This window comes from Mycobacterium sp. 852014-52450_SCH5900713 (assembly GCF_001667075.1).
GTDB lineage: Bacteria > Actinomycetota > Actinomycetes > Mycobacteriales > Mycobacteriaceae > Mycobacterium.
On sequence record NZ_LZIL01000080.1, the window covers coordinates 15,185 to 29,997 of the forward strand.

Consider the following 14,813-nt stretch of genomic DNA (forward strand, 5'->3'; position numbering starts at 1 on the left):
CTACCCCTGCCGGCTGCCGCGGAGAGGACTGACGACATGGATTTTGCGTCGCTGCCTCCGGAGGTCAACTCCGGACTGATGTACGCAGGCCCGGGGGCGGGGCCGATGCTCGCGGCGGCGGCCGGTTGGGACGCGCTGGCCGCCGAGCTGGAGTCCACCGCCGGCGGCTATGCGGCCGAGCTGGCCGGACTGACCGGCCAGGCGTGGTCCGGCCCCTCGTCGCTGCTCATGACGGCCGCGGCCACCCCCTATGTGGAATGGCTGTCGACTGCCGCTGCTCAGGCCACGCAGACCGCCGCCCAGGCTTACGCGGCGGCCGCGGCCTATGAGGCGGCGTTCGCGATGACGGTGCCCCCGCCGGTGATCGCGGCCAACCGGGTGCAGCTGCTGGCGCTGATCGCGACCAATTTCTTCGGCCAGAACGCCCCGGCGATCGCGGCCACCGAAGCCCAATACATGCAGATGTGGGTACAAGACGCCACGGCGATGTATGGGTATGCCGCCGCGTCCGAGACCGCCAGCACCCTGACCCCGTTCGACGAGCCGCCGCAGACCACCAACCCGGCGGCGCAGGGCGCCCAGGCCCAGCCGGTGGCGCAGGCCGCCGGCAACGTCACACAGCAGGTGGCCTCGACCAACACCACGATGCACACCCTCAGCTCCACCACCGCCGACACCGTCGGGCCCGTCGCTCCCGGCGAAACCGTCACCGTCGCGCCGGGTGACACCATCGCCATCGGCACCGACACCGGCATGTCCGTCAACAGCGGCTCGATCACGATCACGGGCTCCGGAACAAATCTGATCAGTTTCGGCTCCGTTATCGTCAACCCGGGCAGCACAATTCACACGTTGATCGACTGTTCCGAGGGCGGTGTTCTGATTCCTAGCGGTGTTGACGTCACTGCCGACTCCGCCCCACTCGTCCTCACCCCGGGATCGTTCCAGGAGGTCCTGGTCAGCCTCGTCAACGGCTCGGCCACGCTCCCCGTTGTCGGCGGGGAACAGGTCGCCATCGAAACCTTCGGGAACACCGCCACCGCTATCGCCGGCCCCGCCGGCGCGTCCATCACCAACGTCTTCGGCACCGTCAGCATCGCCTCCGTCACCCCCATCCCCAGCTCGCCGGGCGCATTGGGGGTCGCGGTAGGCGGGCTGGCCTCGCCAGGCCTGGCGGGTACCGCAGGCATTCAGCCTCAGCTCGACGCGGATGGGTTGTTGGAGTGGGCTCGAACCATTTCGGGCGCCGACCTGGCAGCCGCCGGTTCAGGGTAGGTAAATCGTGGCAAGAGGCGACATGCAGTGGCCGCTCCACCCCTCGTCCGGGGTTGGCGCGCCGTCCGCAGGGGTCGGCGAGGCGGCCTCGCTCGGTTCGCTGTCCGTGCCGGCGGCCTGGACGGCGACCGCCCCGCAGGTCGAACCGGCGCTGCCTTCAACGGCTTTGAGCGTCGAGGCCACTGCGCCGGGGCGCACGTTCCAGGAGGCGCTCATGGCAACGGTGACAGGTCTGGCGCTCGATCAGCTGCGTGCGCTCAGCACTTCGTCGGCCACGCCCAACGCCAGCGCCATGATCGACACCTGCGGGTTGACCTCCGGGCAGCTCGGCAGGATCGAGGCGTCGGCGACCCATACCCCGTCCACGCCGCGCAGCCGCCCGGTCTCGTCGACCGGACAGAGCTGAGCGTCGACACCGGCTGCGGCCGTGCCGGTCGGGTGAAAGGCGGCCAGGTGCAAGCCTTTTGGGTCGCAACGGCGCAGGGCGTCCTGCAGGGCGGGCAGCGACGTCACCGTCGTCGCCCCCGGTAAACCGGTGAGCACCTCGGTCGCGCCCGCCGCGAACAACAGCCGGCCCATGGCCTCGATTGCGACGACGAGCTTGGCGATGTCGGCGCGGGAGATGTTGTAGCGCACCAGCGTTTCACCACGCACCGAGGACACCGAGCCGACGCCGCGATCGGCCACCATCGCACCGAACGTCGCCACCCGGGGTGCGGTGTCCAGCCAGCCGAGCAGCTCGGCGCCATAGCCGGGAAACACCATCGAACCCATGCCGGGTGGGGTCGATGTCGCCTCGATCAGCACGCCGTGTGATTCGTGAAGCTCGTGAACCGCGGCGCTTTGCAGCACCCCGTGCCAGGCGACGACGTCGTCCTCGAAACGTCCGGCGAGCATTGTCGCCGGATGCAGCGCCAGGTTGCGGCCGAGCCGCGGATGCGCACCGAAGTCGCTCCGCCGCAACAGCCCTGGCGTTTCGGTGGCGCCGGCCGCCACGAGTACCGTGTCGGCCAGGACGTCCAGGGCCGTGCCGTCGGCCCGGCGGGCCCGCACTCCCCGGGCGCGCCCGTGCCGATGCAACACCCGCTCGACGCGGGCATCGGAGATGATCCGCGCACCCGCCGCGCACGCCTCGGGCAGCGCGTTGAGGTGCACGCCGAACTTGGCATTGCGGGGACAGCCGATCGCGCACTGGCAACAGCCTTCGCAGCCCGGCGCGTTGCGCGGAATGGGCGCCGCCCGCCAGCCCAGTGTGGCGGCGGCGTCCAGCAGCAGCCGCCCGTTGCGGCCCATGACTTCCAGCGGCACCGGGGCGACCCGCAGGGTGTGCTCGACGTCGTCGAGGCGCTCGGTCAGCCGGTCCGAATCGGCCAGGGCGAGCCCGAACTCGTCACGCCAGCGACGCTGCACTTCTGCCGGCGGGCGGTAGCAGGTGCCGGAGTTCACCACCGTGGTGCCGCCGACCGCCCGCCCGATGGGCAGCACGACTGACGGACGTCCGAGGGCGATGGTGGCCCCGCCGCCGCGGTACAACCCGGCGTAGCGGTCGATGGGATGAGTGGTGCGGAATTCTTCGACCGTCCACCGGCGCCCCTCCTCGAGAACGACGACGTCCAGCCCGGCCCGCGCCAGGGTGCGGGCCACCATCGCGCCGCCGGCACCGGACCCCACAATCACCGCATCCGCGGTGACGACCGAACCGCTCTCGGCCGAGGAGACGACGTTCAACGTCGCGTCGCGCCGGGCCGTTCCGTGCTCTTTGGCATGCGAAAGCAGTTCCGGCGCATAGGTTTCCGCGCCGTTGGCCAAGAGCACAACCGCCTTCATGGCCTCGACGGCCGCGCCGGCGTCTGGGCTCAGCGCGGCGACGCGCCGCACCACCTGCTCGCGCCGATCGGGGCCGAGCCGGGGCAGTGACCGGCCGGTGGTGACGTAGCTCGCCGCGGCCAGCGCGAACATCCCGGCGCGCATCGCGACCCGCGATGTCGTCGGCAGCTGCCGCAGATATCGCTCGACGCGATCGGTCAGCTCGGGCGGTGTCGGGCCGCCATATTCCTCCGGTAGTAGGGCGCTCCCGAACGACGCGACCAGGCTCATATCACCCGCGCGAGCCGGCGGCCCATCTTGATGAAGAACGGATAGGTGGCGAAGATGGCGCCCGCCGCGGCGTGCAGGGGCCAGTCCGCTTCAGCGGTATTCACGCCGAAAACCCCGCTGTTCCACATGAAGTCGCGACCATTGCGGGCACGGAAGGGCCGCCACAACAATCCCAATCCGGGGACGTTGTTGTACAGCCCGAACGACCCGCCGAAGAAGACACCCAGCGTGGCGGCCTCGGCGACATCGCGACGGTCGGCGGGCAGCCGCCGCTCGATGAGCACGCCGGAGGCAAATAGCAGTGGTGGGTCCAGCAGAAAGCTCATTTCGGAATCCTTTCGTTGACGTCGGGTGCCGCGCGGCCGCGCAAGCCCACCTCGGCATGCCCGGTGCCCAGCACCGACCAGTGCCGGTCGTCGATCTCGATGTGGACGTCGGCTTGTTCGGTGTTGGTGCACACCGCCTTGCCGCCGTCGGGATCGGTGTATTGCAGGCTCACGCACCGCTCCGCCGGCTGGTCGATCCGGATGAGCACCCGGCGACCGCCGATGCGTCCCTCCAGCTGCCAGTGCGCCACGCCGAGCGTCGTGCGCATCCGCAGTGACGGCAGGCGGCTTGTTAAAGGGCTTGCAGGCCAATCCTTTCCGTCGATCCGAAATCGAACGAACGCCAGCGGCGCCAGCCTGTTCAGGCCCGGCTTGTGCGATACGGCGGTGACCGCCTCGCACACGTCGCCATTGCCGAGGTCGGCATGGACCCATCCCCAGCGTTTGGCATTGCCGTGCCCGTAGATGTGGGCGACGCCGCCGCGCCACCCCTCGATGCGCGCGGCGGCGTCGTTGATGGTCAGTGAGCCGGTGAAGTCGGCGGTGGGGGCCAGGACGACCTGGGCGCCCGGCAGCAGCTCGCGCTCCCAGGCGGCGCGGGGAAACGTCCACAGCGGTGCGCCGGTGTCGGTCCAGGACAGATCCCAGGCGAGTGACCCGGCGCGTCCGCTCAGCCGTTCGTCACCCACGCGCACGCCGTCGGCGTCGAACCACCAGGGGCCGGCGGCGGGCCGGGCGGGCACGGGCCCGAACCGCTCGGTGCGTGGCGGCCCGTCGGGGGCAAACCAGGTGGCCCAGCCGTGCGCGTAGGCATCGTCGGCGCCGGCCAGCGGGGCCACCGTCTCGCAGTGCACCCATAGGCCGGCGCGCGTCACCGGATCCGAGAGGGTGGCGTACCAGACCTCCAGGCGCCCGGCCTTGCCGCGCCAGCGCGGGGCCGCCGCCGATCGCATCTCGCCGTCCATTGCTCACCTTCCGTGGGTCCGTCCACTATATTGGTTGAGCCAATGAACCAGTCAACTCCGCTGCGCCCGCCCGACCGCCAACGCGTCGATGAACAGATCGCCGCGTCCATCACCGACGCCATCCTCGACGGGGCGTTTCCGCCGGGATCGGCGTTGCCGCCCGAGCGCGAACTGGCCGAACAGCTCGGTGTCAACCGCACGTCGCTGCGGCAGGGTCTGGCCAGGCTGCAGCAGATGGGCCTGATCGAGGCCCGCCACGGCAGCGGCAACGTGGTCGCCGACCCGCAGGCGCTCACCCACCCCGCGGTCGTCGAGGCGCTGGTCCGCAAACTGGGCCCCGAGTTCCTGGTGGAACTGTTCGAAATCCGGGCGGCCCTGGGCCCGCTGATCGGCCGTTCGGCCGCGCGACACGGCGCCCGCGGGGATGCCGAGGCCCTACGCGCCGCGTTGGCCGCGGTTCGCGAGGCCGACAGCGCGGCCGCGCGCCAGGCTGCCGACCTCGCCTACTTCCGGGTGCTCATCCATCACAGCCGCAACCGCGCGCTGGTGTTGCTGTACCGCTGGGTCGAGCACGCCTTCGGCGGCCGAGAGCACGACCTCACCGCCGCTTATGACGACGCCGCGCCCGTGGTAGCCGGCCTCAGTGCCATCACCGACGCCGTGCTGTCGGGCGACGAGGATGGGGCGGCCGCGGCGGTGGAGGACTACCTGCACGCCAGCGCACAGCGAATGGTGTTGTCGTACAACAAGACTGAAGTTACTCGGCGAGGCGAGTCGCCGGATGGACCGCGATGAGCCCCAACTTGCTGCGGCGCTTGCACATCGCCGCCAGTTCCGCGTAGGCCTTGGCGCCGAGCAGCTCGGTGAGCTCATCGGCCATGCTCTCCCACACCTGCTTGGCGCCGACATGGGCGCCGGGGTCGCCGGTGCAGTACCAATGCAGGTCGGCACCCCCGGAGCCCCAGCCGCGCCGATCGTATTCGGTGACAGTGGTTTTGAGGATTTCGGTGCCGTCGGGCCGCGTCACCCACTCCTGGCTGCGCCGGATGGGCAACTGCCAGCAGACATCGGGCTTCATGGTCAACGGCGCGACGCCCAGCTTGAGGGCTTTGCTGTGCAGCGCGCACCCGGTGCCGGCGGGGAAGCCGGGCCGGTTCAAGAAGATGCAGGCGTCCTTGTGTTTGCGGGTGCGGTACTGGGCCTGCCCGTCGTGCTCGTCGAGCTCCAGATATCCCTTGCGGCCCAAGCCCTTTTCGCGGAACTGCCAGTCTTCGTCGGTCAGCTGCTGCACGGCGTCGTCGAGCCGGGCACGGTCGTCGTCGTCGGATAAGAACGCCCCGTGCGAACAGCATCCGTCGTCTGGGCGGCCGGCCACCGTGCCGTGGCAAGCGGGTGTGCCGAACACGCATGTCCAGCGCGACAACAACCAGGTGAGGTCCGCCGCGATCAGGTGCTCGGGATTGTCCGGGTCGTAGAACTCCACCCACTCACGGGCGAAGTCGAGTTCGACCTCGTGCCCCGGCTCCGGATAAGGATTCGCCACGGGTCCACGTTAGTCGACGCTTCCGGCTCTTCGGCTTGCTGACACTCGGGGCCCGACGCCGCAACATCGGCAACCTCCACAGCGGGCAGCATCTTCGCCGACTAGGTTGTTTCCCGTGCGATTGGGCGTGCTCGACGTGGGCAGCAACACGGTGCATCTGCTTGTGGTTGATGCGCACCGTGGTGGGCATCCCACGCCCATGAGTTCGACCAAGGCCACGCTGCGCCTCGCCGAGTCCATCGACAGCTCCGGCAAGATCACCAAGCGCGGCGCCGAGAAACTCATCTCCACGATCGACGAGTTCGCCAAGATCGCGGACAGCTCGGGCTGCGCCGAGCTGATGGCCTTTGCCACGTCCGCCCTGCGTGACGCGGTGAACTCCGACGACGTGCTCACCCGCATCCGCAAAGAAACCGGTGTCGAGCTGGAGGCTCTCAGTGGCGTCGACGAGTCGCGGCTGACCTTTCTGGCCGTGCGCCGCTGGTACGGGTGGAGTGCGGGGCGGATCATCAACCTCGACATCGGCGGCGGCTCGCTGGAAATGTCCAGCGGCGTCGACGAGGAGCCCGAGGTTGCCCTGTCGCTGCCGCTGGGTGCCGGCCGATTGACCCGCGAATGGCTGCCCGACGATCCGCCCGGCCGGCGCCGGGTGGGGATGCTGCGGGACTGGCTGGACGCCGAGCTCGCCGATGCCGCCGTGACCGTGCTGGAAGCCGGTGCCCCCGACCTGGCGGTGGCAACCTCCAAGACGTTCCGCTCCCTGGCACGGCTCACCGGCGCGGCGCCGTCGGCGGCCGGCCCGCGGGCGAAGAGGACGCTCACAGCAAACGGCCTCAGGCAACTCATATCTTTCATCTCTAGGATGACGACCGCTGACCGGGCAGAACTGGAAGGGGTGAGCGCCGAGCGGGCGCCGCAGATCGTGGCGGGTGCGCTGGTGGCGGAGGCGAGCATGCGAGCGCTGTCGATTGAATCGGTGGATATCTGCCCGTGGGCATTACGGGAAGGTCTCATCTTGCGCAAACTCGACAGCGAAGCCGACGGAACACCCCTCATGAAGCGTTCCGTGCGCGATGCTGGAGGCCAGGCAGGTGATCGGGACGGGAACCGATCGAGAGGCGACAAAGCATGACCGGACCACATTCTGAGACCGACAGCCCCGGCACTCGGCCGATCTCGGTGGCCGAACTGCTGGCCAAGAACGGAACCATCGGCGCGCCGGCAGTCACGCGGCGCCGGCGCCGGCGGCGCGGCGACAGCGACGCGGTGACCGTCGCTGAGCTGACCGGCGAGATTCCGGTCATCCGTGACGACCAAGAGGACCCCCGCACGGCCGAACGGCCCAGCGCCGAACCCGTCGTCGCCGCCTCCGAGCAGCAAACCGAGGAAAAGCCCGCCACCGCGTACTGGTCGCAGCCGGAGCCGCGCTGGCCCAAGTCGCCGTCGCAACCCAGCAAGGCGGCCGGGCCTGAGCGCAGCGCGTACCCGCGCCCCCTGAGCCACGTCGAGGCGGGGGAGACCAACGGCACCGGGCAGTCCGGTGCCGAGGGCATGAATCCCGACCCGCTGGACCACTACAGCGATCTCCCGGTGGACGTGATGGATTCGGAGGTCCGCGACGCCGAACCCGCACTGGAGGACTCGGCATACGTGCGATCCTTCCTGCGCACCGAGACCGACGAGGCCGAAGACGACGCAGACCCGCTGGCCACCGGATTCGTAGCGGACGAGGAGCGCGAGGAGGATCACCTCGACGGCGCGACCGTGCGCGCGGACGCGGCCACCGACGTCCACCCGGCGCAGGGCAGGCTCGAGTCGCTGTGGCGCGGCAGCCTGGTCGTGTTCCAGTCGATTCTGGCCGTCGCTTTCGGCGCGGGATTGTTCGTCGCCTTCGACCAGTTGTGGCGCTGGAACAGCATCGTGGCCTTGGTGCTCTCGGTGCTGGTGATCCTGGGCCTGGTGGCCGGCGTTCGGGTGGTGCGCAAGACCGAGGACATCGCCAGCACGTTGATCGCGGTCGCGGTGGGGTCGCTGATCACCCTGGGCCCCTTGGCGCTGTCGCTGCAGTCGGGCTAGGCGGATCCGGGACCACACAGACCGTTGCGCCCAGCTATCAAAGTCGGACTTTCGACGGCTTCGGTGTACCCATTGCGGGCCGAGGCCGCATTCGAGTATGCGGCCCGGCTCGGCTACGACGGCGTCGAGCTGATGGTGTGGGCCGAGTCGGTCAGCCAGGACATCGACGCCGTCCAGAAGCTGTCCCGCCGCTATCGCGTACCGGTCTTGTCCGTGCACGCGCCCTGCCTGCTCATCTCGCAGCGGGTGTGGGGCGCCAACCCGATCTCCAAGCTGGACCGCAGCGTGCGGGCGGCAGAGCAACTCGGCGCGCAGACGGTGGTCGTGCACCCGCCGTTTCGCTGGCAGCGTCGGTACGCCGACGGATTCAGCGACCAGGTCGCCGAGCTGGAAGCGTCGAGCGACGTGATGGTCGCGGTGGAAAACATGTTCCCGTTCCGGGCGGACCGGTTCTTCGGATCCGGCCAATCGCGGGAGCGGATGCGCCGGCGTGGCGGCGGCCCGGGGCCGGCGATATCTGCGTTCGCGCCCTCGTACGACCCGCTGGACGGCAACCACACGCACTACACGCTGGACCTGTCCCACACGTCGACCGCGGGCACCGACTCGCTGGACATGGCGCAGCGGATGGGGGGCGGGTTGGTCCACCTGCACCTGTGCGACGGCAGCGGCCTGCCCGCCGACGAGCACCTGGTGCCCGGACATGGCACCCAGCCCACCGCCGAGGTGTGCCAGATGCTGGCCGGCAGCCACTTCGCCGGCCACGTCATCCTGGAGGTGTCCACATCCAGCGCGCGCAGCGCCAGTGAGCGCGAAAGCATGCTCGCCGAATCGTTGCAGTTCGCCCGCACACACCTGCTGCGCTGATAACCCAGGAGACCATGAACGCGTTATTCACCACCGCGATGGCCTTGCGGCAGGTTGACCCCGGCGTCTTTGAGGGTGAGCTCAACAAGCACTGGACCATCGGTCCGAAGGTGCACGGCGGCGCGATGCTGGCGCTTTGCGCCAACGCCGCCCGCACCGCCTGCGGCGCAGAGTCGCCGGCCGGCTTCGAACCGGCCCAGCAACCCGTCGCGGTGTCGGCGAACTTCCTGTGGGCCCCCGATCCGGGCCCGATGCGGTTGGTGACCTCGATCCGTAAGCGCGGCCGCCGGATCAGCGTCGTCGACGTCGAGCTCACCCAGGGCGACCGCACCGCGGTGCACGCCGTGGTCAACCTCGGCGAGCCGGAACATTTTCCGCCCGACGGTGATGCCAAGCCGCTGCTGTCAGCCAACCCTGTCGTGGGCCTGATGGCGCCCGAGCCCCCCGACGACATCGCGCCGATCGGGCCCGGGCATCCGTTGGCCGGCCTGGTGCACCTCGGCGAAGGCTGCGATGTGCGTCCGGTGCTGTCGACCCTGGGGCCGTCCGCTGACGGTGGCCCGCCGGTGATCCAGATGTGGGCGCGCCCGCGGGGCGTGGCTCCCGACGCGCTGTTCGCGCTCATGTGCGGGGATCTGTCGGCGCCGGTCACCTTCGCCGTGGAGCGCACCGGCTGGGCTCCCACCGTCCAGCTGACCGCCTTCCTGCGCGGACTGCCCGCCGACGGGTGGCTGCGAATCATCGCGACGTGCACCGAGATCGGGCACGACTGGTTCGACGAGGACCACACGGTCGTCGACAGCCTGGGTCGCCTGGTGGTGCAAGCCCGCCAATTGGCGTTGGTCCCTGCCGCCGGGTAGCCGCCGCTGTCTGCGATGCTGTCGGGCATGGCAAGAATCGCGATCATCGGTGGCGGCAGCATCGGGGAGGCACTGCTGTCGGGTCTGCTCCGCGCGGGCCGGCAGGTGAAAGACCTGGTGGTCGCCGAACGCGTTCCGGAGCGCGCCCAGTATCTGGCCGACACCTACTCGGTGTTGATCACTTCGGTGCCCGACGCGGTGGAGAACGCATCCTTCGTCGTGGTCGCGGTCAAGCCCGGCGATGTGGAGCCCGTGATGGCGGAGCTGGCGAAGGCGGCCGCCGCGTCCGAGAGCGACAGCGCCGAGCAGGTGTTCGTCACCGTCGCGGCGGGGATCAGCGTCTCGTATTTCGAGTCGAAGCTCCCGGCCGGAACGCCGGTGGTCCGGGCGATGCCCAACGCGGCGGCACTGGTCGGCGCGGGGGTGACGGCGCTGGCCAGGGGCCGGTTCGTCACCGTCCCGCAGCTCGAGGGCGTCTCGGCCCTGTTCGACTCGGTCGGCGGCGTGCTGACCGTGCCGGAAGCCCAGATGGACGCCGTGACGGCGCTGTCGGGGTCCGGCCCGGCGTACTTCTTCTTGATGGTCGAGGCCCTGGTGGACGCCGGGGTAGCCGCGGGCCTGAGCCGGGACGTGGCGGCCGACCTGACGGCGCAGACGATGGCCGGGTCCGCGGCCATGCTGCTGGAACGGATGGACGCCGAACGGCGGCCGGGCGAGGGGGAGGCGCCGGGGCTGCGGGTGGACGCCACGGCGACGCAGTTGCGGGCGACCATCACCTCACCCGGTGGCACCACTGCCGCGGGGCTTCGCGAACTGGAAAAGGGCGGACTGCGGGCGGCCGTGGATGCGGCGGTTCAGGCCGCCAAAACGCGCTCTGAGCAGCTAAGAATTACATCGGAGTAATCCACAAATTTTGAACTGATTGTCCCCCACCAGTACCAGTAACCCCATTAGTCCCGCTATTCTCCTCTTTGTATGCACGTGTGGGTGCCAGCGGAGGGGAAGCCGCTGGCATTGCGCGGGCCTGACACGATTGGGTTGCGATGACGTCTACGAACGGGCCATCGGCGCGAGATTCCGCTGGTAAGCGGGACGCCGGTTCCGGCGAGGGCCAGCAGGGCAGGACACAATTCTTGACGGTCGCCGAGGTGGCGGCGTTGATGCGGGTCTCCAAGATGACGGTGTATCGACTGGTGCACAACGGCGAGCTGCCCGCGGTCCGGGTCGGGCGGTCTTTCCGGGTGCACGCCAAGGCGGTGCACGACATGCTGGAGACGTCTTACTTCGACGCGGGCTGACCCTGAAACTGGCTGCTTGCGCGGAGTGTGCGGGCAGCCAGCGGTGCGCTTCGCGGTTACGCGGCGGCCGTCGACGCCGGTTTGGTGTTCGGTGCGTCCCGCCGGGTAAAGTGTCCGGGTCAATCCTGCAAGCAGGTCACGGGTCAGATAGCGGAGTTCATGGGTTCAGTAATCAAGAAGCGGCGCAAGCGCATGTCCAAGAAGAAGCACCGCAAGTTGTTGCGCCGCACGCGGGTGCAGCGCAGAAAACTCGGCAAGTAGGCCCGCCCGCGGCGTAGTGCTGCGGTCTCTCCTGGTGGATAGGCTGTTTGGGTGGATCAGTCGAGTGGGGATGGCGCCGGAACCGGCGACGCCGCGAGCAACACGGTGCATTACCCCAAGGTTGTGCTGGTTACCGGTGCGTGCCGGTTCCTGGGCGGCTACCTGACCGCTCGGCTGGCGCAGAACCCGATGATCAACGCGGTCATCGCGGTGGACGCGATCGCGCCCAGCAAGGACATGCTGCGCCGCATGGGCCGCGCGGAGTTCGTCCGTGCCGACATCCGTAATCCCTTCATAGCCAAGGTGATTCGTAACGGCGACGTCGACACCGTGGTGCACGCGGCGGCCGCGTCGTACGCCCCGCGGTCCGGTGGCACCGCGGCGTTGAAGGAAATCAACGTGATGGGCGCGATGCAGCTGTTCGCGGCCTGCCAGAAGGCGCCCTCGGTGCGCCGCGTCGTGCTCAAGTCGACCTCTGAGGTGTACGGGTCGAGCGCTCACGACCCGGTGATGTTCACCGAGGACAGCACCAGCCGTCGGCCGCTGCGCGGTGGTTTCGCCAAGGACAGTCTCGACATCGAGGCCTACGCGCGCGGCCTGGGCCGGCGCCGCCCCGACATCGCCGTGACGATCCTGCGCCTGGCCAACATGATCGGGCCGGCCATGGACACCACGCTGTCGCGGTACCTGGCCGGGCCGCTGGTGCCCACGATGTTCGGTCGCGACGCACGCCTGCAGCTGCTGCACGAGCAGGATGCGCTGGGCGCGCTGGAGCGCGCGGCGATGGCCGGCAAGGCCGGCACCTTCAACGTCGGCGCCGACGGGATCATCATGCTGTCGCAGGCAATCCGGCGGGCCGGCCGGATTCCATTGCCGGTGCCCGGTTTTGGCGTCTGGGCGCTCGATTCGCTGAGGCGGGCCAATCGCTACAACGAGATCAGCCGCGATCAGTTCGCCTACCTGAGTTACGGCCGGGTCATGGACACCACCCGGATGCGCTCGGAGCTCGGATACCAGCCGAAATGGACGACGGCCGAGGCTTTCGACGACTACGTTCGCGGCCGCGGCATGACTCCCATTATCGACCCGCATCGGGTACGCTCCCTGGAGGGTCGGGCCATATCTTTAGCTCAGCGCTGGGGTAGCCGAAATCCAGTTCCGTGGGGTGGGGTCAGGTAGGTATCGTGGCTGGTGAAACCAGAGCCAATGTCATTCCACTGCACACAAATCGGGGTCGGGTAGCGGCGCGCAAACGAGCCGATCAGCGGGCGGAGTCAGCTCGCCAGCATCCTTCCTTGCTTTCGGACCCGCACGGTCGGGCCTCAGCCGAACAGCTCGCCGCCGTCGTCCGCGAGATCGACGAGCATCGGCGTGCCGCGGGCGCGGGGTCGGCGGACGCCCCGCTCAACGAACTCGCCCAGCGCGTCGCCGCGGTCGCCGGCTTCCTGCGTCAGCGGATCACGGGTGACTACACCGTCGACGAGTTCGGCTTCGATCCGCACTTCAACAGCGCGATCGTCCGGCCGTTGCTGAGGTTCTTCTTCCGGTCGTGGTTCCGGGTCGAGGTCAGCGGAATCGAAAACCTGCCCAGCGACGGGGCCGCGTTGGTGGTCGCCAACCATGCTGGGGTGCTGCCGTTCGACGGGCTGATGTTGTCGGTGGCCGTCCACGACGAGCATCCCGCCCAGCGGGACCTGCGGTTACTCGCCGCCGACATGGTGTTCGACCTGCCCGTGGTGGGGGAGGCCGCCCGCAAGGCCGGCCACACCATGGCCTGCACGACGGACGCGCACCGGCTGCTTGCCGCCGGCGAACTCACCGCCGTGTTCCCGGAGGGCTATAAGGGGCTGGGGAAGCGCTTCGAGGACCGCTACCGGCTGCAGCGGTTCGGCCGCGGGGGCTTTGTGACGGCGGCGCTGCGCACCAAGGCGCCCATCGTCCCGTGCTCGATCATCGGTTCGGAAGAGATCTATCCGATGCTGACCGATGTGAAGCTGCTCGCCCGGCTGTTCGGCCTGCCCTACTTCCCGATCACGCCGCTGTTCCCGCTGGCGGGACCGGCGGGGCTGGTGCCGCTGCCGTCGAAGTGGCGCATCTCGTTCGGCGAGCCCATCTACACCAACGACTACGCCGCCTCCGACGCCGAGGACCCGATGGTCACCTTCGAGCTGACCGATCAGGTTCGCGAGACGATCCAACAGACGCTGTACCGGTTGCTCGCCGGCCGGCGCAACATCTTCTTCGGCTGAACCTCTCCTGACGCGAAAACGCCCCGGAGCCAACGGCTTCGGGGCGTTTTGCGCTTGGATTACTTGACCATCGTGAACTGGCAGACGTTGGTGTAGCCGTCGCGGAACAAGTCCGAGCAGCCCCGCAAGTACTTCAGGTAGATGTCGTAGGTCTCCTGGCCCTTGAGGGCAATCGCCTCCTCCTTGTGCGCCTCGAGGGCATCCCCCCAGGCGGTCAGCGTCGGCACGTAGTTCTTGCCGATGTAGTGGTGTCGCTCGATCTTGAAACCCGCATCCGTCGCGTATTTGTCGACCAGGTTGACCTGGGGCAACTTTCCGCCCGGGTAGATCTCCTTCAGGATGAAACTGATGAACCGCAGCAGGGTCATGTTCACCTGCAAGCCCATCGCTTTGCCCTCCTCGGCGGTGGGCACCACGATGCTGTGGAGCAGCATCCGGCCGTCGTCGGGCAGCAGGTCGTAGTACTTCTTGAAGAAGGTGGCGTAACGCTCGTACCCGGCGTCGCCTGCGCCGTCGGCGAAGTGCTCGAACGCGCCCAGCGACACGATCCGGTCGATCGGTACGTCGCCGGGGAATTCCTCCCAGCCCTGGATCCGCACCTCCTTGCGGCGGGGACTGTCCATCTTCTCGAATTCGGCCACACAGTGGGCGTACTGGTTCTCGCTGAGCGTCAGGCCGATGACGTTGACGTCGTACTCGGCCACCGCGTGCCGCATGGTCGAGCCCCAGCCGCTGCCGATGTCGAGCAGCGTCATGCCGGGCTCGAGGTTCAGCTTGTCCAGGGCCAGCTTGCGCTTGGCGTACTGCGCCTCTTCCAGCGTCTTGGTCAGATTCTGCGGGTCCGGATTCTCGTCGAAGTATCCGCAGCTGTAGGTCATCGACGGGTCGAGCCAGAGCTTGAAGAATTCGTTCGACTTGTCGTAATGGGACCGGACCTTCTCGACCGGTGGCTTGAGCTGGGTGCTACCCGTTTCCCCCTGTGACGTCATTGATTCA

16 protein-coding genes and 1 pseudogene are annotated in these 14,813 nt (G+C 68.8%); 12 read left to right on the forward strand and 5 right to left on the reverse strand.

From position 1 onward, the window contains the following. Positions 1-36: 36 nt before the first annotated feature. Together A5773_RS26705 and A5773_RS26825 are read left to right on the forward strand one after the other, a co-directional pair. Positions 37-1,275 carry a PPE family protein gene (locus A5773_RS26705; protein WP_067793092.1) on the forward strand — a complete coding sequence of 413 codons (1,239 nt, stop codon included), beginning with the start codon at positions 37-39 and terminating at the stop codon, positions 1,273-1,275. Between the two features lie 22 nt (positions 1,276-1,297). Beyond that, positions 1,298-1,471 (forward strand): annotated as a pseudogene (locus A5773_RS26825) (PE/PPE C-terminal domain-containing protein); the annotation flags it as partial. A gap of 47 nt (positions 1,472-1,518) precedes the next feature. On the opposite strand, the gene A5773_RS24990 reads toward A5773_RS26825, so the two are convergent. From A5773_RS24990 to A5773_RS25000, 3 genes are read right to left on the reverse strand one after another with little or no spacing between them, the layout of a single operon-like run. Next, positions 1,519-3,372 (reverse strand): GMC family oxidoreductase N-terminal domain-containing protein, encoded by a 1,854-nt coding sequence (locus tag A5773_RS24990; protein ID WP_066956352.1) that lies wholly within the window; start codon positions 3,370-3,372, stop codon positions 1,519-1,521. Beyond that, positions 3,369-3,698, reverse strand: a complete 330-nt coding sequence (locus tag A5773_RS24995; RefSeq protein ID WP_066956354.1) for a hypothetical protein — start codon at positions 3,696-3,698, stop codon at positions 3,369-3,371. Before A5773_RS24995 ends, A5773_RS24990 begins: the two co-directional genes overlap by 4 nt. Next, a complete protein-coding gene (locus A5773_RS25000; RefSeq protein ID WP_067793095.1) occupies positions 3,695-4,663 on the reverse strand; it encodes a hypothetical protein in 969 nt (322 codons plus the stop codon). Before A5773_RS25000 ends, A5773_RS24995 begins: the two co-directional genes overlap by 4 nt. Before the next feature lie 42 nt (positions 4,664-4,705). Here A5773_RS25000 and A5773_RS25005 point away from each other — a divergent pair, with 42 nt between their 5' ends. Then, positions 4,706-5,458: a FadR/GntR family transcriptional regulator gene (locus A5773_RS25005; protein ID WP_066956360.1), complete on the forward strand. Its 753-nt coding sequence runs from the start codon at positions 4,706-4,708 to the stop codon at positions 5,456-5,458. Here A5773_RS25005 and A5773_RS25010 read toward each other — a convergent pair. Continuing rightward, positions 5,421-6,206, reverse strand: coding sequence for a hypothetical protein (locus A5773_RS25010; protein WP_066956364.1), 786 nt, complete (start codon positions 6,204-6,206; stop codon positions 5,421-5,423). The genes A5773_RS25005 and A5773_RS25010 overlap by 38 nt on opposite strands. Positions 6,207-6,321: 115 nt before the next feature. On the opposite strand from A5773_RS25010, the gene A5773_RS25015 reads away from it, so the two are divergent. The 9 genes from A5773_RS25015 to A5773_RS25055 all read left to right on the forward strand — a co-directional run bounded on the left by A5773_RS25015 (position 6,322) and on the right by A5773_RS25055 (position 13,817). Then, positions 6,322-7,338, forward strand: a complete 1,017-nt coding sequence (locus A5773_RS25015) for a Ppx/GppA family phosphatase (RefSeq protein WP_067212902.1) — start codon at positions 6,322-6,324, stop codon at positions 7,336-7,338. Next, entirely contained in the window at positions 7,335-8,282 is a 948-nt protein-coding gene (locus tag A5773_RS25020) for a hypothetical protein (RefSeq protein WP_066956370.1), read from the forward strand. Before A5773_RS25015 ends, A5773_RS25020 begins: the two co-directional genes overlap by 4 nt. Positions 8,283-8,306: 24 nt before the next feature. Continuing rightward, entirely contained in the window at positions 8,307-9,149 is an 843-nt protein-coding gene (locus A5773_RS25025) for a sugar phosphate isomerase/epimerase (RefSeq protein ID WP_066956373.1), read from the forward strand. A gap of 14 nt (positions 9,150-9,163) precedes the next feature. Continuing rightward, positions 9,164-10,009: a thioesterase family protein gene (locus A5773_RS25030; protein ID WP_066956376.1), complete on the forward strand. Its 846-nt coding sequence runs from the start codon at positions 9,164-9,166 to the stop codon at positions 10,007-10,009. A gap of 27 nt (positions 10,010-10,036) precedes the next feature. Further along, positions 10,037-10,912 (forward strand): pyrroline-5-carboxylate reductase, encoded by an 876-nt coding sequence (gene proC, locus A5773_RS25035; protein ID WP_197507910.1) that lies wholly within the window; start codon positions 10,037-10,039, stop codon positions 10,910-10,912. A gap of 140 nt (positions 10,913-11,052) precedes the next feature. Further along, positions 11,053-11,307 (forward strand): cell division/environmental response transcriptional regulator, encoded by a 255-nt coding sequence (locus A5773_RS25040; RefSeq protein WP_066956383.1) that lies wholly within the window; start codon positions 11,053-11,055, stop codon positions 11,305-11,307. Positions 11,308-11,466: 159 nt separating this feature from the next. Then, positions 11,467-11,568, forward strand: a complete 102-nt coding sequence (locus A5773_RS25840; protein WP_003402602.1) for a 30S ribosomal protein bS22 — start codon at positions 11,467-11,469, stop codon at positions 11,566-11,568. Positions 11,569-11,619: 51 nt separating this feature from the next. After that, a complete protein-coding gene (locus A5773_RS25050; RefSeq protein ID WP_066956389.1) occupies positions 11,620-12,747 on the forward strand; it encodes an SDR family oxidoreductase in 1,128 nt (375 codons plus the stop codon). After that, a complete protein-coding gene (locus A5773_RS25055; RefSeq protein ID WP_197507911.1) occupies positions 12,729-13,817 on the forward strand; it encodes a lysophospholipid acyltransferase family protein in 1,089 nt (362 codons plus the stop codon). Before A5773_RS25050 ends, A5773_RS25055 begins: the two co-directional genes overlap by 19 nt. Positions 13,818-13,876: 59 nt before the next feature. On the opposite strand, the gene A5773_RS25060 is transcribed toward A5773_RS25055, so the two are convergent. After that, positions 13,877-14,806 (reverse strand): cyclopropane mycolic acid synthase family methyltransferase, encoded by a 930-nt coding sequence (locus A5773_RS25060; RefSeq protein ID WP_066956393.1) that lies wholly within the window; start codon positions 14,804-14,806, stop codon positions 13,877-13,879. Positions 14,807-14,813: the final 7 nt, after the last annotated feature.